The organism is Paenibacillus oryzisoli, assembly GCF_001653565.1.
Taxonomy (GTDB): Bacteria; Bacillota; Bacilli; order Paenibacillales; family NBRC-103111; genus Paenibacillus_E; species Paenibacillus_E oryzisoli.
Window position 1 is genome coordinate 199,253 of record NZ_LYPB01000090.1, and the last position, 22,825, is coordinate 222,077.

At 46.7% G+C, this 22,825-nt stretch carries 12 protein-coding genes; 11 read left to right on the plus strand and 1 reads right to left on the minus strand.

From position 1 onward, the window contains the following. Positions 1 to 15 precede the first annotated feature (15 nt). The 4 genes from A8708_RS30155 to A8708_RS30170 all read left to right on the plus strand — a co-directional run bounded on the left by A8708_RS30155 (position 16) and on the right by A8708_RS30170 (position 8,712). Positions 16 to 1,587 carry an extracellular solute-binding protein gene (locus A8708_RS30155; RefSeq protein ID WP_068669988.1) on the plus strand — a complete coding sequence of 524 codons (1,572 nt, stop codon included), beginning with the start codon at positions 16 to 18 and terminating at the stop codon, positions 1,585 to 1,587. Between the two features lie 110 nt (positions 1,588 to 1,697). After that, positions 1,698 to 3,527: a sensor histidine kinase gene (locus A8708_RS30160; RefSeq protein ID WP_068669990.1), complete on the plus strand. Its 1,830-nt coding sequence runs from the start codon at positions 1,698 to 1,700 to the stop codon at positions 3,525 to 3,527. Continuing rightward, a complete protein-coding gene (locus A8708_RS30165) occupies positions 3,524 to 5,122 on the plus strand; it encodes a response regulator (protein WP_068669992.1) in 1,599 nt (532 codons plus the stop codon). Before A8708_RS30160 ends, A8708_RS30165 begins: the two co-directional genes overlap by 4 nt. Before the next feature lie 128 nt (positions 5,123 to 5,250). Continuing rightward, the gene (locus tag A8708_RS30170) at positions 5,251 to 8,712 is read left to right on the plus strand and encodes a polysaccharide lyase 8 family protein (RefSeq protein WP_068669994.1); all 3,462 of its coding nucleotides are present in this window, start codon (positions 5,251 to 5,253) and stop codon (positions 8,710 to 8,712) included. 89 nt (positions 8,713 to 8,801) lie between these two features. Here the strand turns inward: A8708_RS30170 and A8708_RS30175 are convergent, their stop codons facing one another. Continuing rightward, a complete protein-coding gene (locus tag A8708_RS30175) occupies positions 8,802 to 9,638 on the minus strand; it encodes an AraC family transcriptional regulator (protein ID WP_068669996.1) in 837 nt (278 codons plus the stop codon). 129 nt (positions 9,639 to 9,767) lie between these two features. On the opposite strand from A8708_RS30175, the gene A8708_RS30180 reads away from it, so the two are divergent. The 7 genes from A8708_RS30180 to A8708_RS30210 all read left to right on the plus strand — a co-directional run bounded on the left by A8708_RS30180 (position 9,768) and on the right by A8708_RS30210 (position 22,756). After that, positions 9,768 to 10,625: a sugar phosphate isomerase/epimerase family protein gene (locus tag A8708_RS30180; RefSeq protein WP_068669998.1), complete on the plus strand. Its 858-nt coding sequence runs from the start codon at positions 9,768 to 9,770 to the stop codon at positions 10,623 to 10,625. A gap of 13 nt (positions 10,626 to 10,638) precedes the next feature. After that, positions 10,639 to 11,799: a Gfo/Idh/MocA family protein gene (locus A8708_RS30185; protein ID WP_068670000.1), complete on the plus strand. Its 1,161-nt coding sequence runs from the start codon at positions 10,639 to 10,641 to the stop codon at positions 11,797 to 11,799. 349 nt (positions 11,800 to 12,148) lie between these two features. Further along, complete coding sequence (locus A8708_RS30190) at positions 12,149 to 17,893, plus strand: S-layer homology domain-containing protein (RefSeq protein WP_068670002.1); 5,745 nt, start codon at positions 12,149 to 12,151, stop codon at positions 17,891 to 17,893. 145 nt (positions 17,894 to 18,038) lie between these two features. Beyond that, positions 18,039 to 19,409, plus strand: a complete 1,371-nt coding sequence (locus A8708_RS30195; RefSeq protein WP_068670004.1) for an ABC transporter substrate-binding protein — start codon at positions 18,039 to 18,041, stop codon at positions 19,407 to 19,409. Between the two features lie 131 nt (positions 19,410 to 19,540). Then, complete coding sequence (locus tag A8708_RS30200; RefSeq protein WP_068670006.1) at positions 19,541 to 20,437, plus strand: carbohydrate ABC transporter permease; 897 nt, start codon at positions 19,541 to 19,543, stop codon at positions 20,435 to 20,437. A gap of 19 nt (positions 20,438 to 20,456) precedes the next feature. Continuing rightward, the gene (locus A8708_RS30205; protein WP_082927903.1) at positions 20,457 to 21,335 is read left to right on the plus strand and encodes a carbohydrate ABC transporter permease; all 879 of its coding nucleotides are present in this window, start codon (positions 20,457 to 20,459) and stop codon (positions 21,333 to 21,335) included. A 197-nt stretch (positions 21,336 to 21,532) separates the two neighbouring features. Then, on the plus strand, positions 21,533 to 22,756 hold the full coding sequence (locus A8708_RS30210; RefSeq protein WP_068670007.1) for a cache domain-containing sensor histidine kinase: 1,224 nt from the start codon (positions 21,533 to 21,535) through the stop codon (positions 22,754 to 22,756). Positions 22,757 to 22,825 lie beyond the last annotated feature (69 nt).

Genomic DNA, 22,825 nt, shown 5'->3' on the forward strand with positions numbered 1-22,825 from the left:
GAGGAGGCTAGAGATATGAATAACAAACTAATAAAAAGTGTATCCGTAACCGTAGCGTCATTGCTGCTGGTTGGATTGGCAGCAGGTTGTGCGAAAGAGGACAAACAGGCTAGTACGGCGACAGCTAGCGGTAGTACTACACAGGTTAAAGAGCCTGTCAATCTAAATTTCGTCATCAATAACAGCGGACGTAAATATATGGAAGGAACGGATGCCAATAACAACGATTACATCAAATATATTCGTGAGAAAAGCGGGTTTAATCTGAGGCTTAATGAGCTGGCTGCAGACGGGTATCAAGATAAATTGAATGTGCTGCTGGCATCCGGAGAGCAGTACGATTTAATCCATTCCCGCGATGTTAGCTGGGTAACGAATCTAGCCAAACAAAAAGCGATATTGCCATTAAATGATTTGATCGATAAATTTGCCCCAGATATTAAGAAAAGCATGCCTCCGGAAATATGGGATCGTGTAACGTTCGACGGAAAAATTTATGCACTTCCCGGAATTTCGACCAAGCTTGGAGACGAAATTATGTATGTCCGAAAGGACTGGTTGGATAAACTTGGCTTGCAGCCGCCAAAAACATTGGATGAATACACGAAAGTGATGAAAGCTTTTGCCGAACAAGATCCGGACGGAAACGGCAAGGCTGATACAATTGGTATGCTGATTGGTGAAAAGCTGGCTCGTTCGGGTCCTTATTTCGGGGCGTTTGGTGTGCCGATTGCAACGAATGAAGCAATTAAAGTCAATAACTGGGTTGAACGCAACGGCGAACTTGTCAACGCTGTGGTGCTTCCAGAAACGAAGCAAGCCTTGAAATACATGGCAGAATTGTATAAGCAAAAGACGCTGGATCAAGAATGGGCATTAAACAAGTCGAAAAATATCGGTGAGAAAATTGTATCGGGCAAGGTCGGTATTTACTCGGCAACCTGGTTTGATACCAAGGAGCCTACCGTCATTTTGGGCAGCAAAAAGAATGATCCAAAGGCAGAATGGATTTCTTTGCCTTACCCGGTCGGTTCGGAAGGGAAATCCGGTGTGGGCTCCAAGAATCCAGTTGTATCGTATATGGTTATTCCGGCGAAGAGCACGAATGCTGAGAGCACAATAAAATTGTTGAATTTTATCGCAAAGCAAGAAAATTGGGAGGCGATTAAGCTCGGTTTGCCTGAGCATAACATTTGGAATCGCAAGGACGGCAAGCTATCTATCGATATAGCAGCTCATGAGAAGCATATTTATCGCAATGTTCTGGTGGATTTGGGCAGTATTTGGGATGCTGATCTGGAAGGTGCGCGTCTGGACGCAACCGGCCTTGAATTCAAGATGAACGAGAATATCAATATCATCAATAAAAATGTGATCGCCAATAAATACACAGGCTCGCCGACACCAGCTCTTGCCAAGTATGGGGTCAAGCTGAACCAACAGTTGGAAGAAACCTTTACCAAAATCATCATGGGCACATTACCTCTAGATGACTTTGATAAGTTTACCTCGCAATTTCTGAAGGATGGCGGAGAAGAGCTTACCAAAGAAGTGAACGAGTGGTACAAGGTAAATAAGAAGAAGTAAGGTTCAGGAATAGGGTGCAGTGCAATGCGCACCCTATTCCTCTTTTGGCATAAGTTTGTTAGCCTTAAAGGCATATGGTAAGGTTTGTACAGGATGAGGCGGTGCAGTGTATGGCATGGAAGAACAAGAGATTTAAACAATCGGTACAAGTACGGCTAACGGTTTATTTTTTAATTATATTGTTGCCCTTGGTTACCGTTAGCTTGCTCTCGAATATGCAATCTAAGCGAAATTTGGAGGAGCAGTTTGCCGAGCGAACAATCAACGGGATGGAGTCGTCCTTGGAATATATTGATCTGATCATGCAGGGATTTTATGATATGTCCACATTGATCGCAACAGATCCATATTTGATTCGAACATTCGAGGATAGTGCTGTTGTACCTACAGCAGCAGACATTCTGCAATTTCAGAAGGCTTCCTCTCAAATTTCAGGCATTACCTCTGTTAATAAAGCAGTTAAGCAAGCAGCCGTACTTCATCAATCGTCCGGATTTCTGATCAGCAATAGAGCTTATCGTAAGAACGACAACATTCAGCAGATCCCGCTACTTCAGCGAACAGTAGAATCCAATGGCAACCTCGTTATCGTCCGGCCTGGTGAAGAACTGAAGGATATCCATGCTATTTTGGGAGACGATGTAGATCAGAAAAGCATCCACCTGCTGCGATTGATGAATTTCAGTGATCCTCAGGGCAAACAGAACATTGTGATCGTGTCCGTTAGCAGCGATTATCTGGAAAAGCTAATTGAGCATTTGCTTCCCAAAGGCAATGCCGAGGTACATCTCTATGATAGCCAGAAACGGTATATTGCAGGAACAGGTTCTAGTCCTTTAGAGGCCGTTGATCTCGATGAGGATAATCCGAACATGTGGATAGAACGGCAGGAGTTGAATGGGGAACGTCAACTGCTTGTAAAAACAACATCTGCCAGCTCCCATTGGTCTTTGGTGATGATCCAGCCGGAAGCCGAAATTTTTGCTTTGACCCGGCAGGTACAGCGGAATACGCTATTGACCATTTTCATCAGCGCGATTGTAGCGGTATGTATTTCCTGGTTCGTCTATAGCGGTATTTCTTCACCTCTTACCAAGCTTATCCTTGGAATGAAGCAATTTCGTCAAGGACAGCTCGATACGGTCATTGAGCATAAGCGCAAGGATGAATTCGGTTTTTTGATGGATTCGTTTAATTTACTAACGACGGATCAGAGACATCTGATTCAAGGCATTTATGAGCAGCAGCTTCGTGCCAGCCAAGCGGAGCTGCGTCTTATGCAAGCACAGATTAACCCGCATTTTTTATATAATACATTGGATTCGATCTATTCATCAGCAATTATTAGCGGCGTCGACGATATAGGCGAAATGGTATACAATCTTTCCAAGTTTATGCGCATTAGTCTGGGCAAAGGGAAAATGGATTTGTTCACTATCGAAGAAACCTTCGAGCACATGCTTTATTATGTGAAGGTCCAGCAACTCCGGTTTAACAACAATCTTCGCGTACATGTCTTTATGCATCCTGAATGCTCACAGTTGAAGCTGGTCAAGCTGCTGCTGCAGCCTATCGTAGAGAATGCCATCATTCATGGCGTAGAAAGCAAGTCAGGGAAATGGGATATCCATGTGAACTGTACCCTTACAGAAGAGGGGGACGTATTGCTGGAGGTAAAGGATAACGGGGTAGGAATATCTCCTGATCGGCTGCTGTATATCCAAGAGCAGCTACATCAGATATCGTTTCAAAATATGCCGTTGATTGTTAACGAGGGGCTGAGCTTTGCTGACCTATTCGGCTTGCGAAATGTAAAGGCTCGGTTGAAGCTTACGTATGGGGAAGAGGCAGATTTATGGATAGAAAGCCTCTGGGGCCAAGGAACGTCGGTATTCATTCGGATACCGAAACGATTAATGGATAAGGGGATCAAGGAATGAATCTGTTATTGGTAGAGGACGAGATAGGATTACATACAAGGATCACAGAATTTATTCCTTGGGAACAGCATGGCATTGAAATTGTTGGAATGGCTCAGAACGGTATTGAAGCTCTTCACATCGTAGGAATGAAGAAGGTCGATATTATGATTATCGATATTCAGATGCCAGACATGGACGGACTTACGCTTGCGGAGGAAATAAATAAGAAACACCAACATGTCCGGATGATCATATTGAGCGGTTACGATCAATTCGAGTATGCACAAAAAGCAGTCCAACTCGGCATCATGGATTATCTCTTGAAGCCGGCTCGTAACGAGGAGATTCTAGAGGCTGTGCTGCAGACCAAGAAAAAAATACAGATGGAGCAACAGGAGCGCTTTAATAGTAATTCAATAAAGGAAAAGTGGGGCTACCATCTCCCGGCGCTCCGAAACATCTTTTGGAATAACTGGGTGGCAGGACAATATGCAGAATGGGAAATTATTCATAAGAGCAGGGAGCTGCAGATCGAACTGCAGGAAGACGGATTATATATGGTTGCTATCCTAGCTATGGATCCGTTAAGTGATGAAGAATTGCGATTCAGCAGAAACGACGAGTCACTGCTCCAATTCTCCATCCAGTGTATAACGAAGGAAGTACTAGAGCAGGATGCGTGTTATGTGTTCCAGGTTTCCGCTGGAAACACAGCGGTCATCTTTCGTCGCACCGATTCGGAAAACGAGGATGGCTTTTGCCATCGGGTGAACTACTCCATCACCAGGCTGCTGTCGATTGTCAAGGAATGCCTGAAGGTTACGGCGAGCGCTGGCATCGGCCAAACAGCCATCCGATTAACGGATGTACCAAGGTCGTACATGCAGGCAAACGCAGCGCTCCAGGAAAGAGTGGTCTATGGCCATTATGTAGCTATTCATTCTCGTGAAGAGAAAGAATCCATAACCGAAACGGAGCTCCCTGCTAATGCCATGAAGAAGCTTATGGTCGCTTTGGATATGTGCAGCAAAAGTCATGTGATTGAAGCGGTAGAGGAACTGCTTGCCAATGTGATCCAGCCGGAGCGGTCGATCGAGGAGATCCAGCTCCAAGTACTTCTCCTGAGCAGTATGCTGGTACAGTGGATGCATGGTAAGGGACTTCTATCCAAGGAAGTGCTAGGGGACGATCTTCACTTTTTTCAAAACAATCAAGAGTTGATATCTCGCCACCAAATTAAAGAATGGCTGGTTCGTTCCTTATTTGCAGTTCTGGCTTATCTGGAGAATCAACGCAAGAAGGGAGTGAATAAGCTCACCTCATCTGTACTAGAGATGATTGACGAGAATTTGCATGATAATTTGAGCTTAAACACGATTGCCGAGAAGCTTTTCGTCAACTGCTCTTACCTCAGCAGGCTGTTTAAAATGGAAACGGGACAACCCTTCAGCCAATATGTGATTCATAAGAAAATGGAGAAGGCCAAGGAATTGCTCTTACAAGGGGATAAGGTTCAGGATGTGGCTAGCCAGGTCGGTTATATAAATGTCAGCTACTTTTCCCGTACCTTCGCCAAGATCTGGGGTGTCCTGCCAAGTGAAGTGAGAGGATAGGTTATCGGGACGTTCAAATAGTCATTTTAGGAATAGAAGTAGTAATCGTTGTATTCTATTCAATTTCAATGGAGTTTCTTATACTGAAGGAGGTGGAAGCGTTTACAATAAAAACGAAGAGGTGGGACATGAGGAAAATAGTTTGTTTAGGTTTGGTCATTGCAGGAATGCTGGTCGGTGGCAATTCCATTTTTGCGGATGAATATGATACGCTCCGCGATAAATGGAAGAATATATGGACCGGTGGAACAGGCATATCAACAACCGACCCCGATATTGCTGCTAAGATTGATTCGATGGAAGACATTGTGACGAATGGCTGCGGAGCACCACCATGCTCCGCAGGAACCGGCTACTGGGATACAATGGACCTGTCTGCCGGCAGAACGACGTTATGGCCGGACTTGAGCGATACTTCGGTTTCAGCCAATGTGACCTCGGCCTATGATCGATTAAAAGCGATGGCGCTAGCCTATACGGTTACCGGCTCAAGTTTAAACGGAAATTCACAGCTTCGGAATACGATTATCAATGGACTCGATTGGATGCATGCCAATCGTTATAATCCGAGCACTACGACATATGACAATTGGTGGGATTGGGAGATAGGGGCGCCCCTTCGTTTGAACGATACGGTGGTTCTCCTCTATAATGACCTGACATCCACACAAAGAACTAACTATATGAATGCAGTCAATCAATTTGCTCCAAGCCCTAGTAGGACAGGCGCCAATCGCGTATGGTCCGCGACGGTTGTTGGGGTCAGGGGGATCCTTGTTAAAGACAGCACAAAGATCGGGTTGGGCAGAGACGGCGTCAGCGCAGAGTTGGATTATGTAACCTCAAGTGACGGCTTTTATAAAGACGGCTCTTTCATCCAGCATGGCAAATACTCGTACACGGGTGGTTACGGGAAAAACATGTTTAAAGATACCGCCAACATGATGTATTTACTAGCCGGGTCTTCCTGGGAGGTAACGGATTCAGACAAAGTCAATATTTATAAATGGGCTTATGATGCCTTCGAGCCCTTGATTTACAAAGGGGCCATGATGGATATGGTCCGCGGACGCAATATTTCGCGGAATTATGCAGAGGATCATACCGCTGGACATGACGCGATGATTGCATTTATTCGTCTCTCGCAGTTCGCTCCAGCGAGTGATGCGCTTGCTTTTAAAAAGATGGTTAAATATTGGATTGGAGCCGATACGTACCGCAGCTTTTATTTGGATGTACCCCTAGAGACCGTGGCGCTTGCCAAAGGAATCATGAACGATTCCAGTATTTCTTCACGGGGAGAATTGCTCCGGCATAAGCAGTATCCTTCCATGGATCGCACGGTTCATTTGAGACCCGGATTCGGGTTTGGGATCAGCATGTACTCCAATCGGGTTTACAACTTCGAATTGGGTAATGATGAGAACAAAAAAGGCTGGCATACAGGCGATGGCATGACCTATTTGTATAACAACGATTTGAGTCAGTATAGCGAAGGCTATTGGCCGACCGTAGATTCTTTCCGTTTGCCGGGAACAACGGTGAATGCGAATTCTGGCGCAAGCAGCGGTAAATTAAGCACGATGAGCTGGGTTGGCGGTGCTGAGCATCAGAATCTCTACGGAGCAACGGGCATGGAGTTTAACGCACATAACAAGACGCTTACCGCTAAGAAATCGTGGTTTATGTTCGATGATGAAATTGTCGCTCTTGGTGCGGGCATAACATCAACCGATGGTTTGGTCGTCGAGTCGATTGTTGAAAACCGCAAGCTGAACAGCTCCGGCAACAATGCGCTTACCGTTAATGGAGCAGCTAAAAGCACGGCGCTTACTTGGTCAGAAACGATGACCGGCATCAATACGATTCATCTGGCTGGCAATGTGACAGGCTCGGATATTGGTTACTACTTCCCGACAGCTCCTTCTTTGAAAGGGAAGAGAGAGGCACGAACCGGTACCTGGTACAGTATTAATGCCCGTCCCGTAACACCAACAGAATCGATTACGAATAATTATTTGAACTTCTGGTTCGATCACGGCACAAACCCGACGAATGGCAGCTATTCGTATGTTATTCTGCCTGGCAAGTCCAATAGCCAGTTGGAAACCTATGCCGGTAACCCGAATGTGACGATACTGGAAAATTCAGGAGACGTTCAAGCCGTGAAAGAGACAGGTCTTAATCTAGTGGCAGCGAATTTCTGGAGGGATGCTTCCAAGACGGTGAATGTGAGCGGATCTGCTTACCTAACAAGTAATAAGAAGGCATCGGTGCTGGTCAGTGAGACGAATGATGAGGTTGAGATATCCGTATCCGATCCGACTTTCAGCAACACGGGTACGATACAAATTGAAGTGCATAAGCCTTTAGGGAGTACAATCTCAGTGGATTCAGGGGTCAGCGTTATTCAAAGCTCGCCAACCTTAATTCTAAGTGTAAATGTGAATGGAGCCAGGGGAAAAACATTCCATGCCGTTATTAGTAAAACAGGTACTGGCGGTGGCACGGGCAGCGTATGGAATATGATAAATGATAATATGAGTAGTTACTCAAGCGGTTGGAGTACCACAGGTACCACTGGCTCGGTGACGCAAAATTCAGGAACCGTCACCATAACGGATACGGGTACATCAGCGTCCGGCAGTTACTATTATTTGTCGAAGGACAGCTTTACACCTCCAGCAGGGGCCTTCACCTTTGAAACGAGGTTAAAAACGAATGCTGCAAGTACCGTGAATGAAATTGCAGTTCGCAGCGGAAACTATCAAATTCCGATTTACATCACACACGGCACCTCGGGAACCGTAAAGGATCGCGCCATCTCTCCGACGAAAAGCTACACGCTGAACACAACCGTATATCACTCCTATCGGGTGGTGGTACATGCCAATTACACATATGACCTCTATGTCGATGATGTCTTGGTTTGGTCTGGCGCTGCTAGCGACACGGTAGGTACGGCAAATCTAAGAATCGGCGGCAACAATGTGAATACGGCGAATCTTACCGTAGATACCTTCAGGATGGGGACAGGTGAGATAACACCAGCCTCACAGTGGGATGTGGTCAACGAATCAATGAGTAATACGACAGGTTGGACTACCAGCGGTACGACTGGCTCAATTACCCAAAACACGGGCACGGTTACAATTATTGATACAGGAACAGGCTCCACCGGCAGCTACTTTTACTTGACCAAATCAGGCTTTACGCCCCCAGTCGGAGCATTTACGCTTGAATTTATCGCTAAATCGAAGGCTGCCAATACGATCAATGATGTCATCGTGCGCAGCGCAAATTACTTAATTCCCATTTATATTACGCATGGTACTTCGGGCACTGTCACAAACGACCGCACGAGCCCGACGAAGACGTACACATTGGATACAACCGTGTTTCATACTTACCGTGTCATTATTCATTCTAACTACACCTACGATCTTTATGTAGACGGAACATTGGCTTGGAGCGGCGCAGCGAGTGGAGCAACAGGAACCAACGCGCTAATGTTCGGCGGAAGCAACACACCCATCGCCAATATGGAGGTTGATGAAGTTCGCATCGGTAATGGAGAACTGACTTACTAATCAATTGGCAAGTATCCCTAGACTTATGGAAATAAGACCTAGGGATATTTGCTTTCGAGTTCAACTCTTGTTGAAAATCCAGCTTGCACCTATTTCCTATAGTACTGTTTAGGAGAAAATCCAGTAATATTTCTAAATGCCTTATAAAAGGTTGAATAATCTCCAAACCCGACCGCATGAGCGGCATCTATTGCAGGCATTCCGGACATGAGAAGCTCTATGGCGCTCATAATTCTTTTATAGGTAATATACTCAATGACTGTGAATCCCGTATTCAATTTAAAGATGTGGCATAAGTAATATTTGTTTACATAAAATTTCTGCTGCAGCCTGTCTAGTGAAATTTTTTCTTCTAGATTTTTGTTGATGTAATCCAATATTGCCACTATTTTCTCATCATATTTGTGACGATCGGTATAAGTATGATTATATTTTGAAAAGATTTTATTAATCGTGATCAGCATTTGTATAAATATTGCTTTCATCATAATCGGGCTTTCAGGAGAGGAGTCCTGCGTAGTTTGTTCGATTCTCTCCCAAAGCTCGTTTATTTTATATGCAAAGACTTCTTCCGCAGGTATCTTGTTACAATATCCTAGCTTCCTGTTCTCAATATGGTAAAGCATATTGTAATCATCTGTTTGAAAGGCAGAAATGTACTCTGGCTTAAATTGAATATACTTTCTTTCATAGCAGGCTTTCGAGTTAAAAACAATTCTATGCAACTCTCTTGAGTTCGTTATGACGATATCGTTTGGAGAAAGTGTGTAAGCTTGTCCTTCGATATAATAAGTTAAATCTCCTGAAATAAAATAAAACAATTCATAGCGGTCATGTAAGTGTGTCTTAATTTCCTTCGGAGAATCTGTCACCTTATGCTCCATAGAAAATTGCTTGCTAATGTAGCGTTGGATTTGAGTGCTCATGATCTCCCCCCTTCAGTAATCATTATAAGCGGATAAGCAATATTTGCAATGTATCCCGCAATAATTCCAATGAATAGAAATGATTGTTGAGATAGAATGTAAAATAAAACAACGAGAGGATGGCAACAAATGAGCCAATTTATATTATCTGCATTTGCAGATGAAATCGATGCCAATTTAGATACGCAGATGGATGTACTTGACCAGCATGGCATTAAGTTTATTGAAATGAGAGGCGTAGATGGGAAAAATCTCGTTTATTATACGCTAGACGAAGTCAGAGAAATTAAGCGACGAATTGATGCCAGAGGATTTAAGTTGTCAGCTGTTGGTTCACCATTAGGAAAGATCGGTATTAACGATGATTTTGAACCTCACTTGGAGCTGTTCAAGCATACGTTAGAAGTCGCCAAAATTATGAAAAGTCCGTTTATCCGAATGTTTAGCTTCTGGATTCCACAAGGTGATGCGCCGGAAACATACCGCAATGAAGTCATTCATCGGTGGGGGCAATTTGTAAAGGCAGCAGAAGGAAGCGGCGTAATTCTTCTTCATGAGAATGAAAAAGATATTTATGGAGACACCCCAGAGAGATGCCTTGATCTCCTTAAGAGCTTAAATTCCGACTCGGTCAAGGGCATTTTCGACTTTGCAAATTTTGTTCAATGCAATGCAAGGAACTATCCCGAAGGCTTTGCAATGCTTAAGGAGCATATCGCATATATACATGTTAAGGATGCTGTCTACAGCGACCACCATGTAGTGCCAGCTGGAGACGGGGATGGCTGCATAGAAGAAATTTTAAGTGAATTATATAGCAGTGGTTATGAAGGATTTTTATCACTTGAACCTCACCTTGGGAAATTTAAAGGATTTGCCGAACTGGAGCCCCATTCACCAGGTTTCAATTTACCAGAAGGCGGGCCAAAAAGCTTCGCTATTGCAGTTCAAGCGTTAAAACGAATTCTAACTAAAATCGAGAACTAACGGAGGAGTCTTTATGGAAAAGGTGCGTATAGGCATTATAGGCATTGGAGGTATGGGTACTGGACATGCCAAAAATATCATCGCAGGAAAGGTTCCCCATGCGGAACTAACAGCAGTGTTTGATATAAGTGCGGAGCGATTGGAATGGGCGAAGCAAAACTTTAGCGATAAGGTCAAGATATTTGATGATGTGGATGCTTTCTTTCAATCCAAAGCATTTGACGCCGTTATTATCGCGACACTTCATTATGATCATCCCGTTTTAGCCATTCAAGCTTTGAATCATGGTTATCATACGATGATCGAAAAACCGGCGGGTGTTTACACGAAAGCCGTTAGCGAGATGAATGAAGTTGCGTTACAAAGCGATAAAGTATTTGGGATTATGTACAACCAGCGAACCAATCCCGTGTATCGAAAATTGAAAGAACTCATCGATTCCGGAGAGCTTGGCGAAATTAAACGGTCGATCTGGATTATCACGAATTGGTACCGACCTCAAAGCTACTATGATGCCAGAGAATGGCGTGCGACTTGGGCAGGTGAAGGCGGCGGCGTACTGCTCAATCAAGATCCGCACCAACTGGATCTATGGCAGTGGACATGCGGCATGCCAAAACGAGTGCGCTCCTTCATGTCCTTTGGAAAATATCATGATATTGAAGTTGAAGACGATGTAACAACGCATGTTGAGTACGAAAATGGGGCTACAGGTCTGTTTGTGACATCGACTGGAGAAGCACCAGGGACAAATCGATTTGAAATTACAGGTGATCGAGGAAAAATTGTTATTGAGGACGACAAGTTAACTTTCTGGCGATTGCGTGTATCCGAAAGAGAGTTTAACCGCGATTTTAAAGGCGGTTTTGGCAGCCCTGAATGTTGGAAATGTGAAATCCCTACGCCAGGCGAGAATACGCAACATGTTGGCATCTTAAATGATTGGGTTAACGCAATCTTACATGGCACCCAGCTCATTGCTCCTGGTATAGAGGGTATTAAGGGCTTGAGTCTTTCCAATGCGATGCATTTATCAGCGTGGACGGATAGTTGGGTAGATCTTCCATTTGACGAAAATCTATTCTATGAAAAGCTTAAAGAGAGAATTGACAACTCTACGTTTAAGAAAACAACCGGCAAGGAAGTCACGCTAGATGTTGCCGGAACGCATTAGTTAGACTATCCGTGCTCTAATACAATATCACAAGGGATCTGCTTATATCTTGATATAAGAGGATCCCTTGGTTTAAGTTTTGAGCAGAATACAGCTTAGATGAGGACTCACGAGTATTGCTCATCAACCATTCTCCGTAGAAGCATAACTGTGAGTCGAACCTTACAATTGTATCCCTATAGAGTGGGATTACCTCACTCCATTCTTCTTGACCAAGGATTATAATGAATGAATAATTCCGTGAGAGGGGGTCAACTGAGATAAACGGAACTGCTTACATTGATAGCGCTTACAGTTGCTTGGCTGAATATAGTCAGCAGGAAAGAATTTTGATTTTGCGGAGGTATGTATGCTTATAAAAAAAGGTATGAGTCTTCTATTAGTGCTTGCAATCATGATCACATTTTTTGTGCCACAGACGGTCGGTGCGGTCAACGCCATTGAAAACTATTCCATTACTTCAACGGGCTCTGCAGATGGAGCCGATTCTGGAGCTCATCTCCAGGCAACTGGTGGGCCGGCCACGATTCAGAACTACCCGATGCCCTCCATCTATACGCAATCCGATGTTTATTCATTAAAGGCGGATGATGAGACGATTCCCGTAATCCAATACCTGCCTGAATATGACTATGCGGAGTTTTCTTTCTCCGGAACGGTCAGCATTGAGGTTACGGCGAACAAACCGATTACCTCGTATTCGATCTCCCCACTGGCTAAAAATATCAAAGGGACAGTCGATGGGAATAAGCTGACGTTTACATTGTCTACCTCCACTTACGTGATTGTGGATATTAATGAGGATCCGAATGAAAAAGCAGATGAAAGCGATCCGGCGAAGATAAGGAAAAGACTTGTCATTGCGGCCGATCCACTCGAGACGGATATTCCCGCTTCATCGGGTTCCGGAATCTATAATGTGACATCCGTGCCGTACAATGCGGATAACACAGGGGCTACAATCACTTCGGCTGCAATTCAACAGGCCATCGACGATGCGAATGCAGCCGGTGGAGGTACGGTGTATATTCCAGCTGGAGTCTACAAATCGAGCAATCTGACCTTGAAAAGCAACGTCACCTTCTACCTGGCCGGAGGCGCTGTCATTGTCGGTACAGGCAAGGGAGAGGATTACCGGAATGACTTCCGCAAGGATACGATCTCGGATGGAACTTACTTTATCCGTACGGAAGTAAATTCCGAGAATATCACGATGCGTGGACGCGGAACCATCGATGGCAAAGGGGTGGAGATGCGGAAACGCAAGATGACGAATGCTCCGCCAACGCACAAGAATGGGGAAGGATTCATCAATAACCTGCTGGTCCCGATTGCGACTAGCAACTTTACCTTTGACGGACTGACCTTGCGCGACGGCGGTTTCTGGGCGTTCCTGGTGGTTCGTTCCGACAACGTGACGATTAAGAATTACAAGGGATACCAGAATCTTCATGTTCTTGAAGACGATGCCATAGATATTAACGAGAGTCAGAACGTGTTGGTCAAACATGCGATCGCTATCTCCGACGATGATACCTTCTCCACCAAAACCTGGCCGCAATTGGGAATGTCCAAGAATTGGCCGGGTGCAATTGAGCATTTGGAGAATGTGGTCTTCGACGATTGTATCGCCTGGTCCCGTACTGCGGCGTTTAAGCTAGGCATGGGTATATGCACGCCTCAAATTAACGTAACCATCCGGAACTCTTATGTGTATCAAAGCGCTAGGGCGCTGCTTGTCGATCATGCTTTTACAAGTAATCCGCTTCCAGAGGAAGGTTACGCGAAAAATGTTACGTTCGAGAATATCGATATCGAACGAGTCGGCATTAACCAATTCGGTAATTATTGGTTCAGGGTTTCCACCAGCACATCCGGGAATGTAAGCAATATCCTGTTCAAGAATATTAATGTACGCCAGACGGGAGGTACATCCCAGATTCAAGGGAATCCAACTAACGGTGGAATGGTGGACGGCTTGACGTTCACGGACGTTTATGTGAAGGGTCAGCTTGCGAGAAGCCTGAGCGATCTGAAAGCATCCGTGAGGAATGAAAATGTGCGAGGAGTAGCCATCATTAATACGACTCCGCCTATCTTCAGCGATGATTTCGAAGATGGGAATATCGAACCATGGACAAGTTCTGCAGGTGCCTGGTCAATTGTGGAAGATAATGGAAAAGTTTTGTCCGGCGGCAATTCGACGAATACCTCTCTTATTACTGCTAACGCAGGTGCTGCATGGACCGATTACTCCTTTGAAGCCAGAACGAAGCTGCCACTGATCAACGGACAGGAGAACGGCGGCCTTCTCTTCAGAGTGCAGGATGAAACTAATTTCTATATGTACCGTGTCAATGCAAAGTCCAAGAAGCTGGAGCTGTTTAAATCCATAAACGGAACTATGACTGCTGTAGCCGAAACTCCATTCACGCCAGCGAAACAGTGGTATACGGTAAAAGTGACTGTTCAAGGAAATACCGTCAAAGCTTATGTGGACGGCGTATTAATGACGAGTTGGACGAATCCTGCCCAAGAATTAACAACAGGAGGCATCGGATTCCGAACCACTTCGGCCAAAGTACTGTTTGACGATGCCGTCGTTTCCGCTATTAATGAGGCGCCTACCGATATTAGGATTTCAAATGACCTCGTAGTGGAAAATACGACTGCAGGCAGCACCGTTGGAACCTTTTCCACAGATGATCCCGATGAACTGGATACGTTTGCTTACACGCTTGTGGCAGGTGACGGCGATACAGACAACAGCAGCTTCTCCATTCCCGTGCTTGGGAACACGCTGATTCTTCGTATGGTACCGGATTACGAAACGAAAGATAGCTACAGCATACGCGTGAGAAGTACGGATTCAGGAGGATTATCTTATGAGAAAGTCTTTATTATCCACATAACCGATCTGGATGAAACACCCATCGAGCCGACGCCTAAAGACATCCTCTTCAGTGACGATTTCGAAGATGGAAATTCCAACGGTTGGAGTAAAACTTCAGGTACCTGGGGTGTTCTACTAGATAATGACACGCAAGCTCTGGCCCAGAAGGCTAGCACAACAGCCATCATTACTGCGGGTGAGTCGTGGACCGATTACATGTATGAAGCGAAAATGAAACTCCCAATATCGGATTCAAACGCCGGAATTGTATTTCGAGCGAAGGATTCAAATAATTACTATATGTACCGAATTAATTCATCGTCAAAGAAGCTCGAGCTGTTTAAAGCTGTTGATGGCGTTCTAACCAATGTATCCAGTTCCGCGTTCACAGCGGTTACGAAACAATGGTATACAGTGAAGGTTGTCATTCAAGGGAATACCATTCGCGGCTATGTGGATGGAGAATTAAAGACCATTTGGACCAATCCTGTAACGGAATTAACGGAAGGGAAAATCGGATTCCGAACAACCACTGCGAATGCGCTTTTTGATGATGTTTCAGTTTCAAGTTTGAATAATGCACCTACGAACATTACGCTGACCAATGACAGCGTATCAGAAAGCACGGCTCCGGGAAGCAGTGTGGGAACATTCTCCACCGTCGACCCCGATACGGGAGACAACTTTACCTATACGCTTGTTGCAGGTACAGGAGATGATGACAATAGCAGCTTCACCATCTCCGGCAATACATTGCAGACGGTGACACCATTCGTTTATGATGCGAAGAATACCTATTGGATTCGGATCAAAAGTACGGATGGAAGCGGACTTTCCACCGAGAAGCAGTTTACGATATTTATTACCGCTAAATCGGACGATGGATCCGTTAAAGCCGATGCGGCCAACAACGCCATATCCCTCGACCGCTTCAGAGTAGCGGCAGGTGATAGGGTAACGATAACGGCTGAAGGGGACAGACAATCCATGGATGGCTCTCTGGCGGGAGACGAAAGATTTATCCCGACGACCTGGTCATCCACAGAAACCGGACAAAGCGACAGCTTTAATTGGAATGTCGATGAGGGAGCCTACACATCCAGCTATGCAGCTTCTGAAGTGGGAACACATGTCGTAACGGCTACGTTCCAGAAGATGAGCTGGAATGGCTCGTCCTGGATTAACGGGGAGACAGACACCAAAACGGTGACCCTGCAGGTATATTCGCCGATTAACCAAGCGGGCAACAGTCTTAGCGTTAACCCAAGCGAGGTGATGGTGGGACAACCTGTAACCTTAACGGCAGAAGGCAACAGACAGAGCGTGACACCGACAATCATCGGAGAAGAGCGATATTATCCGACGATGTGGAGCTCCTCCGAAGCCGGCAAATCCGGAGTTTTTACCGTAACGGGGCAGGTATACCAATCGGACTATACGCCTACTATATCCGGAGTATTGACAATAACCGCCACGTATCAGAAGCAGGTATGGGATGGAACAGCATGGGTTAATAGCGTAACGGATACCGCGACCGCAATGCTCACTGTTAGTCCCGCACCTGCGGCCAACGCTGACCATAACACGCTTGCTCTGAACGCATCCAGCGTCATGGCAGGAGAGACGGTCGTCGTCACGGCGACGGGAGACCGACAGCAGGAGGTTGGAACGATAGTAGGAGAGGAAAGGTATTATCCGGCAGCATGGAGCTCCACGGAGGCTGGCAAATCCGGGATATTCACGGTCAGTGGACAGGTATATTCTTCAGGCTACACGACGGCATCAGCAGGCCATTTTACCATCACGGTTACGTTCCAGAAGCAAAGCTGGAATGGGTTGGCATGGATCAATGGCACGACGGATACCAAGACCATCAACCTGACGGTCAATGCGGTTCCGGCCGGAGATAACGGTGGATCCGACAATGAATCCGGCGGCAATGATTCAAGCGGAAGCGATAACGGCACAACCACGCCGCCAGCATCGAGTAATTCTGGCGTAGACTCTCAGAAAGATGATAAAACTATCACGACCGTAACTGTGGATCGGAGCAAGCTGGAGCAAACATTGTCGCAGGAAGGCAATGGCGCAACCGTGACGATTCCGGTTAATAGCCCATCTGACGTGGTAGTCGTAGAATTAACCGGTGGGATGATCAAGAGCATGGAATCGAAGGAAGCCGTACTGGAGATCAAGACAGGGAATGTAACGTATACGGTGCCCGCAGCCCTTATCCAAATTGATGCTGTGTCCCAGCAGCTGGGGTCGCAAGCGGCATTAGACAATCTGAAGATCAATATTACGATCTCTACGCCTTCGGCCGAAACGGAAAAGGCTGTGCAAGACACGGCAAATCGAAATGGGTACCAGATTGTCGTCAAGCCGGTATCGTTCGAAATTACAGTCAGCAGCGGCGGAAAAACGATGGAAGTATCCAAATTCAACGGTTATGTGGAAAGAACCATTGCACTTCCGGATGGCATCGATTCGAGCAAGCTGACGACTGGGGTTGTTCTAAACGCGGATGGAACCTTCTCGCCTGTGCCGACGACAACGACGGTCATCGACGGCAAACGTTATGTCAGAATCAGTTCCATGACCAATAGCATCTATTCGGTCATTAACAGCCCGAAAGCCTTTGCGGATGTGAATGCGCATTGGGCGAAGGAAGCGGTGAACGACATGGCCTCCAGACTGGTCATTGACGGCACCGAAGTCGGCCGGTTCGAGCCGGACAGAGACATGACTCGCGCGGAGTTTGCCGCGATGATCGTCAAAGGTCTGGGACTCTTGCGTCCTGGCACGGGTAAGGAGCTGTTTAAGGATGTAATGAAGGGCAGCTGGTATTACAACGCTGTAGCGACGGCTTACGAATACGGTATTATTGACGGATACGGAAGCGGAACCTTCGGGCCTGCGGATCGAATTACCCGTGAACAGGCGATGACTATGGCGGTCAGAGCCATGAAGCTCACCGGGTTGAATGTAGAGCTCCAAGCCAGCGAAGCGGAAGCTTTGCTAACAGGCTTTGAAGATGCAGGCAGCACTGCCGACTATGCGAAGAGCAGTATCGCCTCCAGCATCAAGAGCGGAATCATTACCGGCAGAGACAGCCATTTATTGGCGCCGAAAAGCAATATCACCCGTGCGGAAGTTGCGGTTATCGTAAGAAGGCTTTTGCAAAAATCAGGATTAATTTAGAGTAAAGACAAGAGAAGCATTAAGGCGCTTTCCATCATCGTTTTGTTACCCTAGAGAGTGGACACACCCCACTCTCTTTTTCTTTGGGGTAGTCTATAATAAAAAACAGGAACACAAGCTGAGATGAAATGGGGTAACTTAGACAATGAAGAAAATAGTAGGACTAGGACTTGGCATAGCTTTGACGGTCGGCTTGGCCGGCTGCGGAAGCGCGGACACGGATGCGGGGAAGAGCGGCGAACAGACCTCAAAGCCAGCACAGAAGAAGATTGTTAAATACTGGACGGACGATCGTCATGACCAGGAGTACATCAAAGAACTGATCAACCAGTTCAACACGACAAACAAAGACAATATCGAAGTTGAATTAACCGTCATGTCGGAGAATTATAATCAAAGCGTCGACATCGCGTTCTCCAGTAATCAAGCGCCGGACGTGCTTCGGATAAAAAGCGTCAATACGGAAACCTTTTATAAAAAAGGATATCTAGCTCCCATCGACTCGTATTTGACTGAGGATCTTAAGTCGAAGTTCTCGACCGTGCTGATTGAAGGAGTCAACCGCTTCGACGGCAAACTGTACTCGCTGCCGAATACAGGGCTGACCTTGCGACTTGTCTACAACAAGGATTTGTTCGCCAAAGCTGGTATTCAGAATCCACCGCAATCGCTTCAGGAGATGGTGGATGCAGCTAAGAAAATTACCGAAGTGGGCAAGAAAGATGGCGTGTATGGCTTCGCGCTCAACTTCAAAAATCCGAAAAGCGCTTTGGACCGATCGGTTCGCGAAATTTTATCGCTTAGCGGCTACCAAGGGCTTGGCTTTGATATTAAAACAGGCAAATTCGACTTTGCCCCGTACGCAGAGGCGATGAAGTATTTCAAGAAAATGTATGAAGACGGAAGCATTATACCGGGTGCGGAGACGTTGGATATCGATCCGATGCGGGCACAGTTCGCGGCAGGCAAGATCGGGATGTACATGTCCTTCTCGACGGAGCCGGGCGTGTACAAGGATCAGTTCCCGACGAAGATCAACTGGGCTGGGGCACTTCCTCCAACATTGGACGGCAAGCGCGGCGGTACATCCGAAATCGTATCGGCGGGCACATGGCTCGGATTGAGCAATACATCGCAGAACAAGGATGCTGCCTGGAAGTTCATGCAATTCATGCACGGCGATGACGTGTTGACGACGTACCACGAGAAGGGCTTTGGCATCGCGGTTGTGCCAAGCATCGCACAGAAAGCGAAGCAGCCTCAAGTTCCTGGCATGGACGGCTTCCTAGTAGGCAAGCTGGACTCGCTATGGCCGGTATCACCGAACGTGACGCCTGAGGGCATGAATTATGCAGACTCCTTCGTTAAATACATGCTGGCTGGTGGAGATGTGGCGAAGATCGTTCAGGATTTGAATACCCGCTATAATGCGGCGTTGGATAAAGCAGTTCAGAAGGGCGATGTGAAGATCGCGCCGAACCCGGGCTTTGATCCGGCCAAGCTGCAGGGCAAATAAGCGGCGAGGGCAGGAGCTTTCGCAGAAGTTACGGCGAAGGCTCTTTCTCTTTTGCAAAAGAACCCGTATCAAGGTGGCACAAGTCATGAGAGCAGCTTTAGGCGACAATTTATGGAGGAGGAGAAGGACTTATGTCCGCATGGAGAAGGCTGAGTGAAAACACAATTTTTCTTTTACCGAGCGTCATCCTGACCCTTGCTTTGGGCATATACCCATTGGTCTGGGTGCTGCGTTACATGTTCTACGATTACGCAGGTTATGGCGCGGAGGTGTTCGTAGGGCTTGATAACTTCCGCAGGCTCGCAACCGACGTACAGTTCTGGGAATCAGTCAAAAATACGTTCATTTACGCGGTAGGCAAGCTGATTATCACGATTCCACTGTCACTGCTGCTCGCGGTAATCCTTAACGGGAAACTGCGTGGCCGCGGACTGCTGCGCGCGATCTATTTCATGCCGACGGTTATTAGTACAGCGGTCATCTCTGTCGTATTCTTTATTATTTTCAATTCCTACAACGGCATGGTGAATCAACTGCTGCTTCAATACTCGATTATCTCAGAGCCGATTGAATGGCTCGGTCCGAAATATGCAATGCTGACGGTAATTATCGTGGCGGCATGGGGAGCGGTTGGGAATTATATGCTGCTATTCCTAGCGGGATTGCAGAGCATTCCGAACGACCTGTATGAAAGCGCGTCGATTGATGGAGCAAATGCAGGGCAGCGCTTTCGGCATATTACGATTCCGATGCTGGGACCGGTGATGCAGATGATTATTATGCTCGCTATCATCGCTTCGCTTAAGGGCTATGAAAGCATTATGGTCATGACGGAGGGTGGTCCGATTGGCCGTACGGAGGTTATGTATTTGTACCTCTATAAACTGCTGTTCCCTGTATCCACAGGAGCGCCCGTCGCTCAGCAGATCGGCTATGGCAGTGCGGTAGGCTTCACCACCGCCGTCATTGTCGGAGCGATTACGTCTATATACTTTTACTTCAGTCGAAAAATGAGCAAGGTGTTCTAGCTCGGGGAGGTGTACAGAAATGAACGAATTAACGATATCGCGAGCAGAGCAACCTGTGCACTTACGCCTCGTTAAGAGTGCCAGTCGGATCGTCCTATGGGCGTTTCTTCTTATCACGGCGCTACTAACGGTGTTCCCTGTGCTGATGACCGTGGCCGGGTCGTTAAAAAGCAACGCCGAGCTAATGAGCGGAGGAGGTTTATTGCCACAGGTATGGCAGTTTTCTAATTACGCCGAGGCCTGGAGGCAAACGAAGTTCGCTCAATATACGTGGAATAGCATGTACTTAAGCATCGCGGTGACAGTTGGTACGCTGCTCGTAGCGGCGATGGCCGCTTACGTAGTAGACCGTAGAAACTTTCCGCTTAAGTCGCTGTACGTGGGTATACAAGCATCAACGATGTTCATCTCCGTCGGAGCCGTCGTGCTCCGTCCGCAGTTTGATTTGATGGTCAAGCTGCATCTGAATACTTCGCTGTGGGGTGTCATTCTTATCTTGGTGAGCGCGCATGCGAGTACGTTCTTTATCTTGCTCGGGTTCTTCAAGTCCATCCCACGGGAGATTGATGAAGCGGCTATGATTGACGGCTCCAGTTTCTCCCGCAGCTTCTTTACAATTATCCTTCCGCTATTGAAGCCGGGTCTCGGGGTTTCTGGACTGTTCGCTTTCCGACATGCGTGGAATGAATATATTTTGCCTCTTGTGTTTACAATGACTAATCCGAAGCTGCAAACGCTGACCGTTGGGCTTGCCAATCTTCGCTACGGCTCTTCCGCCGCAATGCAGACGCATCTGATGATGGCTGGAGCCTGCTTATCGATCTTGCCGATGCTGCTGATTTATATTCTGGCGAACAAATCGTTCATGCAGGTAACTTCCGGGTCAATTAAAGGGTAAGGAAAGTAAAAAAATTAGGGTGTATCGTCAGTCATGGCGCTGCACCTTTTTCGTCGCAATCTATCTAGCAGCGCGCCGTCTGCGCTTTATTACTATGCATAAGTTGACCTTCAGCGTGCATTGTGTAAGGGATGGCATCGTGACATAATTAATCTATACAGTCAACGGGCGATGCCCGATGAACGGGGGAGTCGCCGATGCTTGACCGAAGTAAGCTATCGTTTCGCAACAAGCTAAGATTGGCCTTTTTGATCGTCACCATACTAGCAGTTTTGACAACAGGCGGGCTCTCCTATTCCATCACCTCCAATATCTTGGAGAATAACGCGATGAAGCTGACTCAGGACTCTGTCACGCAATCAGCGAAAATTGTAGACGAGAAGTTGAACAAGCTGATGCTGGTTATGATGACGTTCATGATTAGCCAGCCATTTCGGGCCATGCTGAAGGACGTGAATGCGATGGATGCGTCAAGTTATTTTATTCGCTGGACCGAGATGGATAATGTATTTTCCCAGGCGCGGATTGCCGAACCGCTCATTCACTCGATCTACGTTTCGACGCCGATTGGCGAATTTTATCCATCATCGATGAATCTCAACCGTCAAACCTTCTTTGAGAAGACGCCGCTTTACAAACGATCCGCACAGGAGAAGCGTAATGTATGGATCGAAGGCCATGAGGATACGTTGTTTTTAGGGGGCAACCGGGTTGTCTCACTCATTTTGCAGCCTATTTCCTCGGATCCAGTGAAGGATGTGTACGTTGTCGTTAACATTCGCGAGGAGGGACTCCGACAACTGCTCGATACAGGTGCCGAGGGCGGAGCTGAGCATTTTCTGTTGAATGGTCAGGGACAGCCTGCCCTTCAGGAAGAGGGCACGATGATTCAGGAGGCGGTAAATAGCGGCGTCATAACCGCACTTTTGAAAGGTGCCCAGACTGGTTATGCACCCGATCAGTTGAATGGCGATGACTATCTGTTCAATTATGCTCGTCTGCAACTGAATGACTGGACCGTGGTTGCCATTCAATCCAAGGGTTACGTATTGAAGGATCTCATCTACGTCAAATGGATGATCGCCGCCATTACTGCCAGCTGCTTTTTGCTGGCCTTACTCGTATCTGGGGCGTTTACGGGCTACTTGCTTCTACCCCTGAAAGGACTTCAGCAGGTCATGAAGCGCGTTGAGTTGAACGATCTGACAGCCCGCTTTGAGAGCAATAGTCAGGACGAGATCGCTCAGATTGGTTTACGGTTTAACCGAATGCTTGAGCAGATCGTCAAGCTGATAGAGAAGGTCAAGGAGGCAGAGACGACCAAGCGGACGACTGAGATCAAGGCGCTTTCCGCTCAGATGGACCCGCATTTTCTGTACAACACACTCAATACAATTTACTGGAAACTGGTTACTACTTAGGTTCAGAAGCTGAATTGTCCTTGGAAGACGGAGATAAGCGAGGCGTATATGGGGAGTTTCTGTTTCAAA

Excerpts from the sequence above, each read along its gene's own strand:
- A8708_RS30175 (WP_068669996.1), bottom strand. The coding sequence starts at position 9,638 with ATGAGCACTCAAATCCAACGCTACATTAGCAAGCAATTTTCTATGGAG.
- A8708_RS30200 (WP_068670006.1), top strand. The coding sequence starts at position 19,541 with ATGTCCGCATGGAGAAGGCTGAGTGAAAACACAATTTTTCTTTTACCG.
- A8708_RS30170 (WP_068669994.1), top strand. The coding sequence starts at position 5,251 with ATGAGGAAAATAGTTTGTTTAGGTTTGGTCATTGCAGGAATGCTGGTC.
- A8708_RS30185 (WP_068670000.1), top strand. The coding sequence starts at position 10,639 with ATGGAAAAGGTGCGTATAGGCATTATAGGCATTGGAGGTATGGGTACT.
- A8708_RS30160 (WP_068669990.1), top strand. The coding sequence starts at position 1,698 with ATGGCATGGAAGAACAAGAGATTTAAACAATCGGTACAAGTACGGCTA.
- A8708_RS30155 (WP_068669988.1), top strand. The coding sequence starts at position 16 with ATGAATAACAAACTAATAAAAAGTGTATCCGTAACCGTAGCGTCATTG.
- A8708_RS30165 (WP_068669992.1), top strand. The coding sequence starts at position 3,524 with ATGAATCTGTTATTGGTAGAGGACGAGATAGGATTACATACAAGGATC.
- A8708_RS30205 (WP_082927903.1), top strand. The coding sequence starts at position 20,457 with ATGAACGAATTAACGATATCGCGAGCAGAGCAACCTGTGCACTTACGC.
- A8708_RS30180 (WP_068669998.1), top strand. The coding sequence starts at position 9,768 with ATGAGCCAATTTATATTATCTGCATTTGCAGATGAAATCGATGCCAAT.
- A8708_RS30195 (WP_068670004.1), top strand. The coding sequence starts at position 18,039 with ATGAAGAAAATAGTAGGACTAGGACTTGGCATAGCTTTGACGGTCGGC.
- A8708_RS30190 (WP_068670002.1), top strand. The coding sequence starts at position 12,149 with ATGCTTATAAAAAAAGGTATGAGTCTTCTATTAGTGCTTGCAATCATG.
- A8708_RS30210 (WP_068670007.1), top strand. The coding sequence starts at position 21,533 with ATGCTTGACCGAAGTAAGCTATCGTTTCGCAACAAGCTAAGATTGGCC.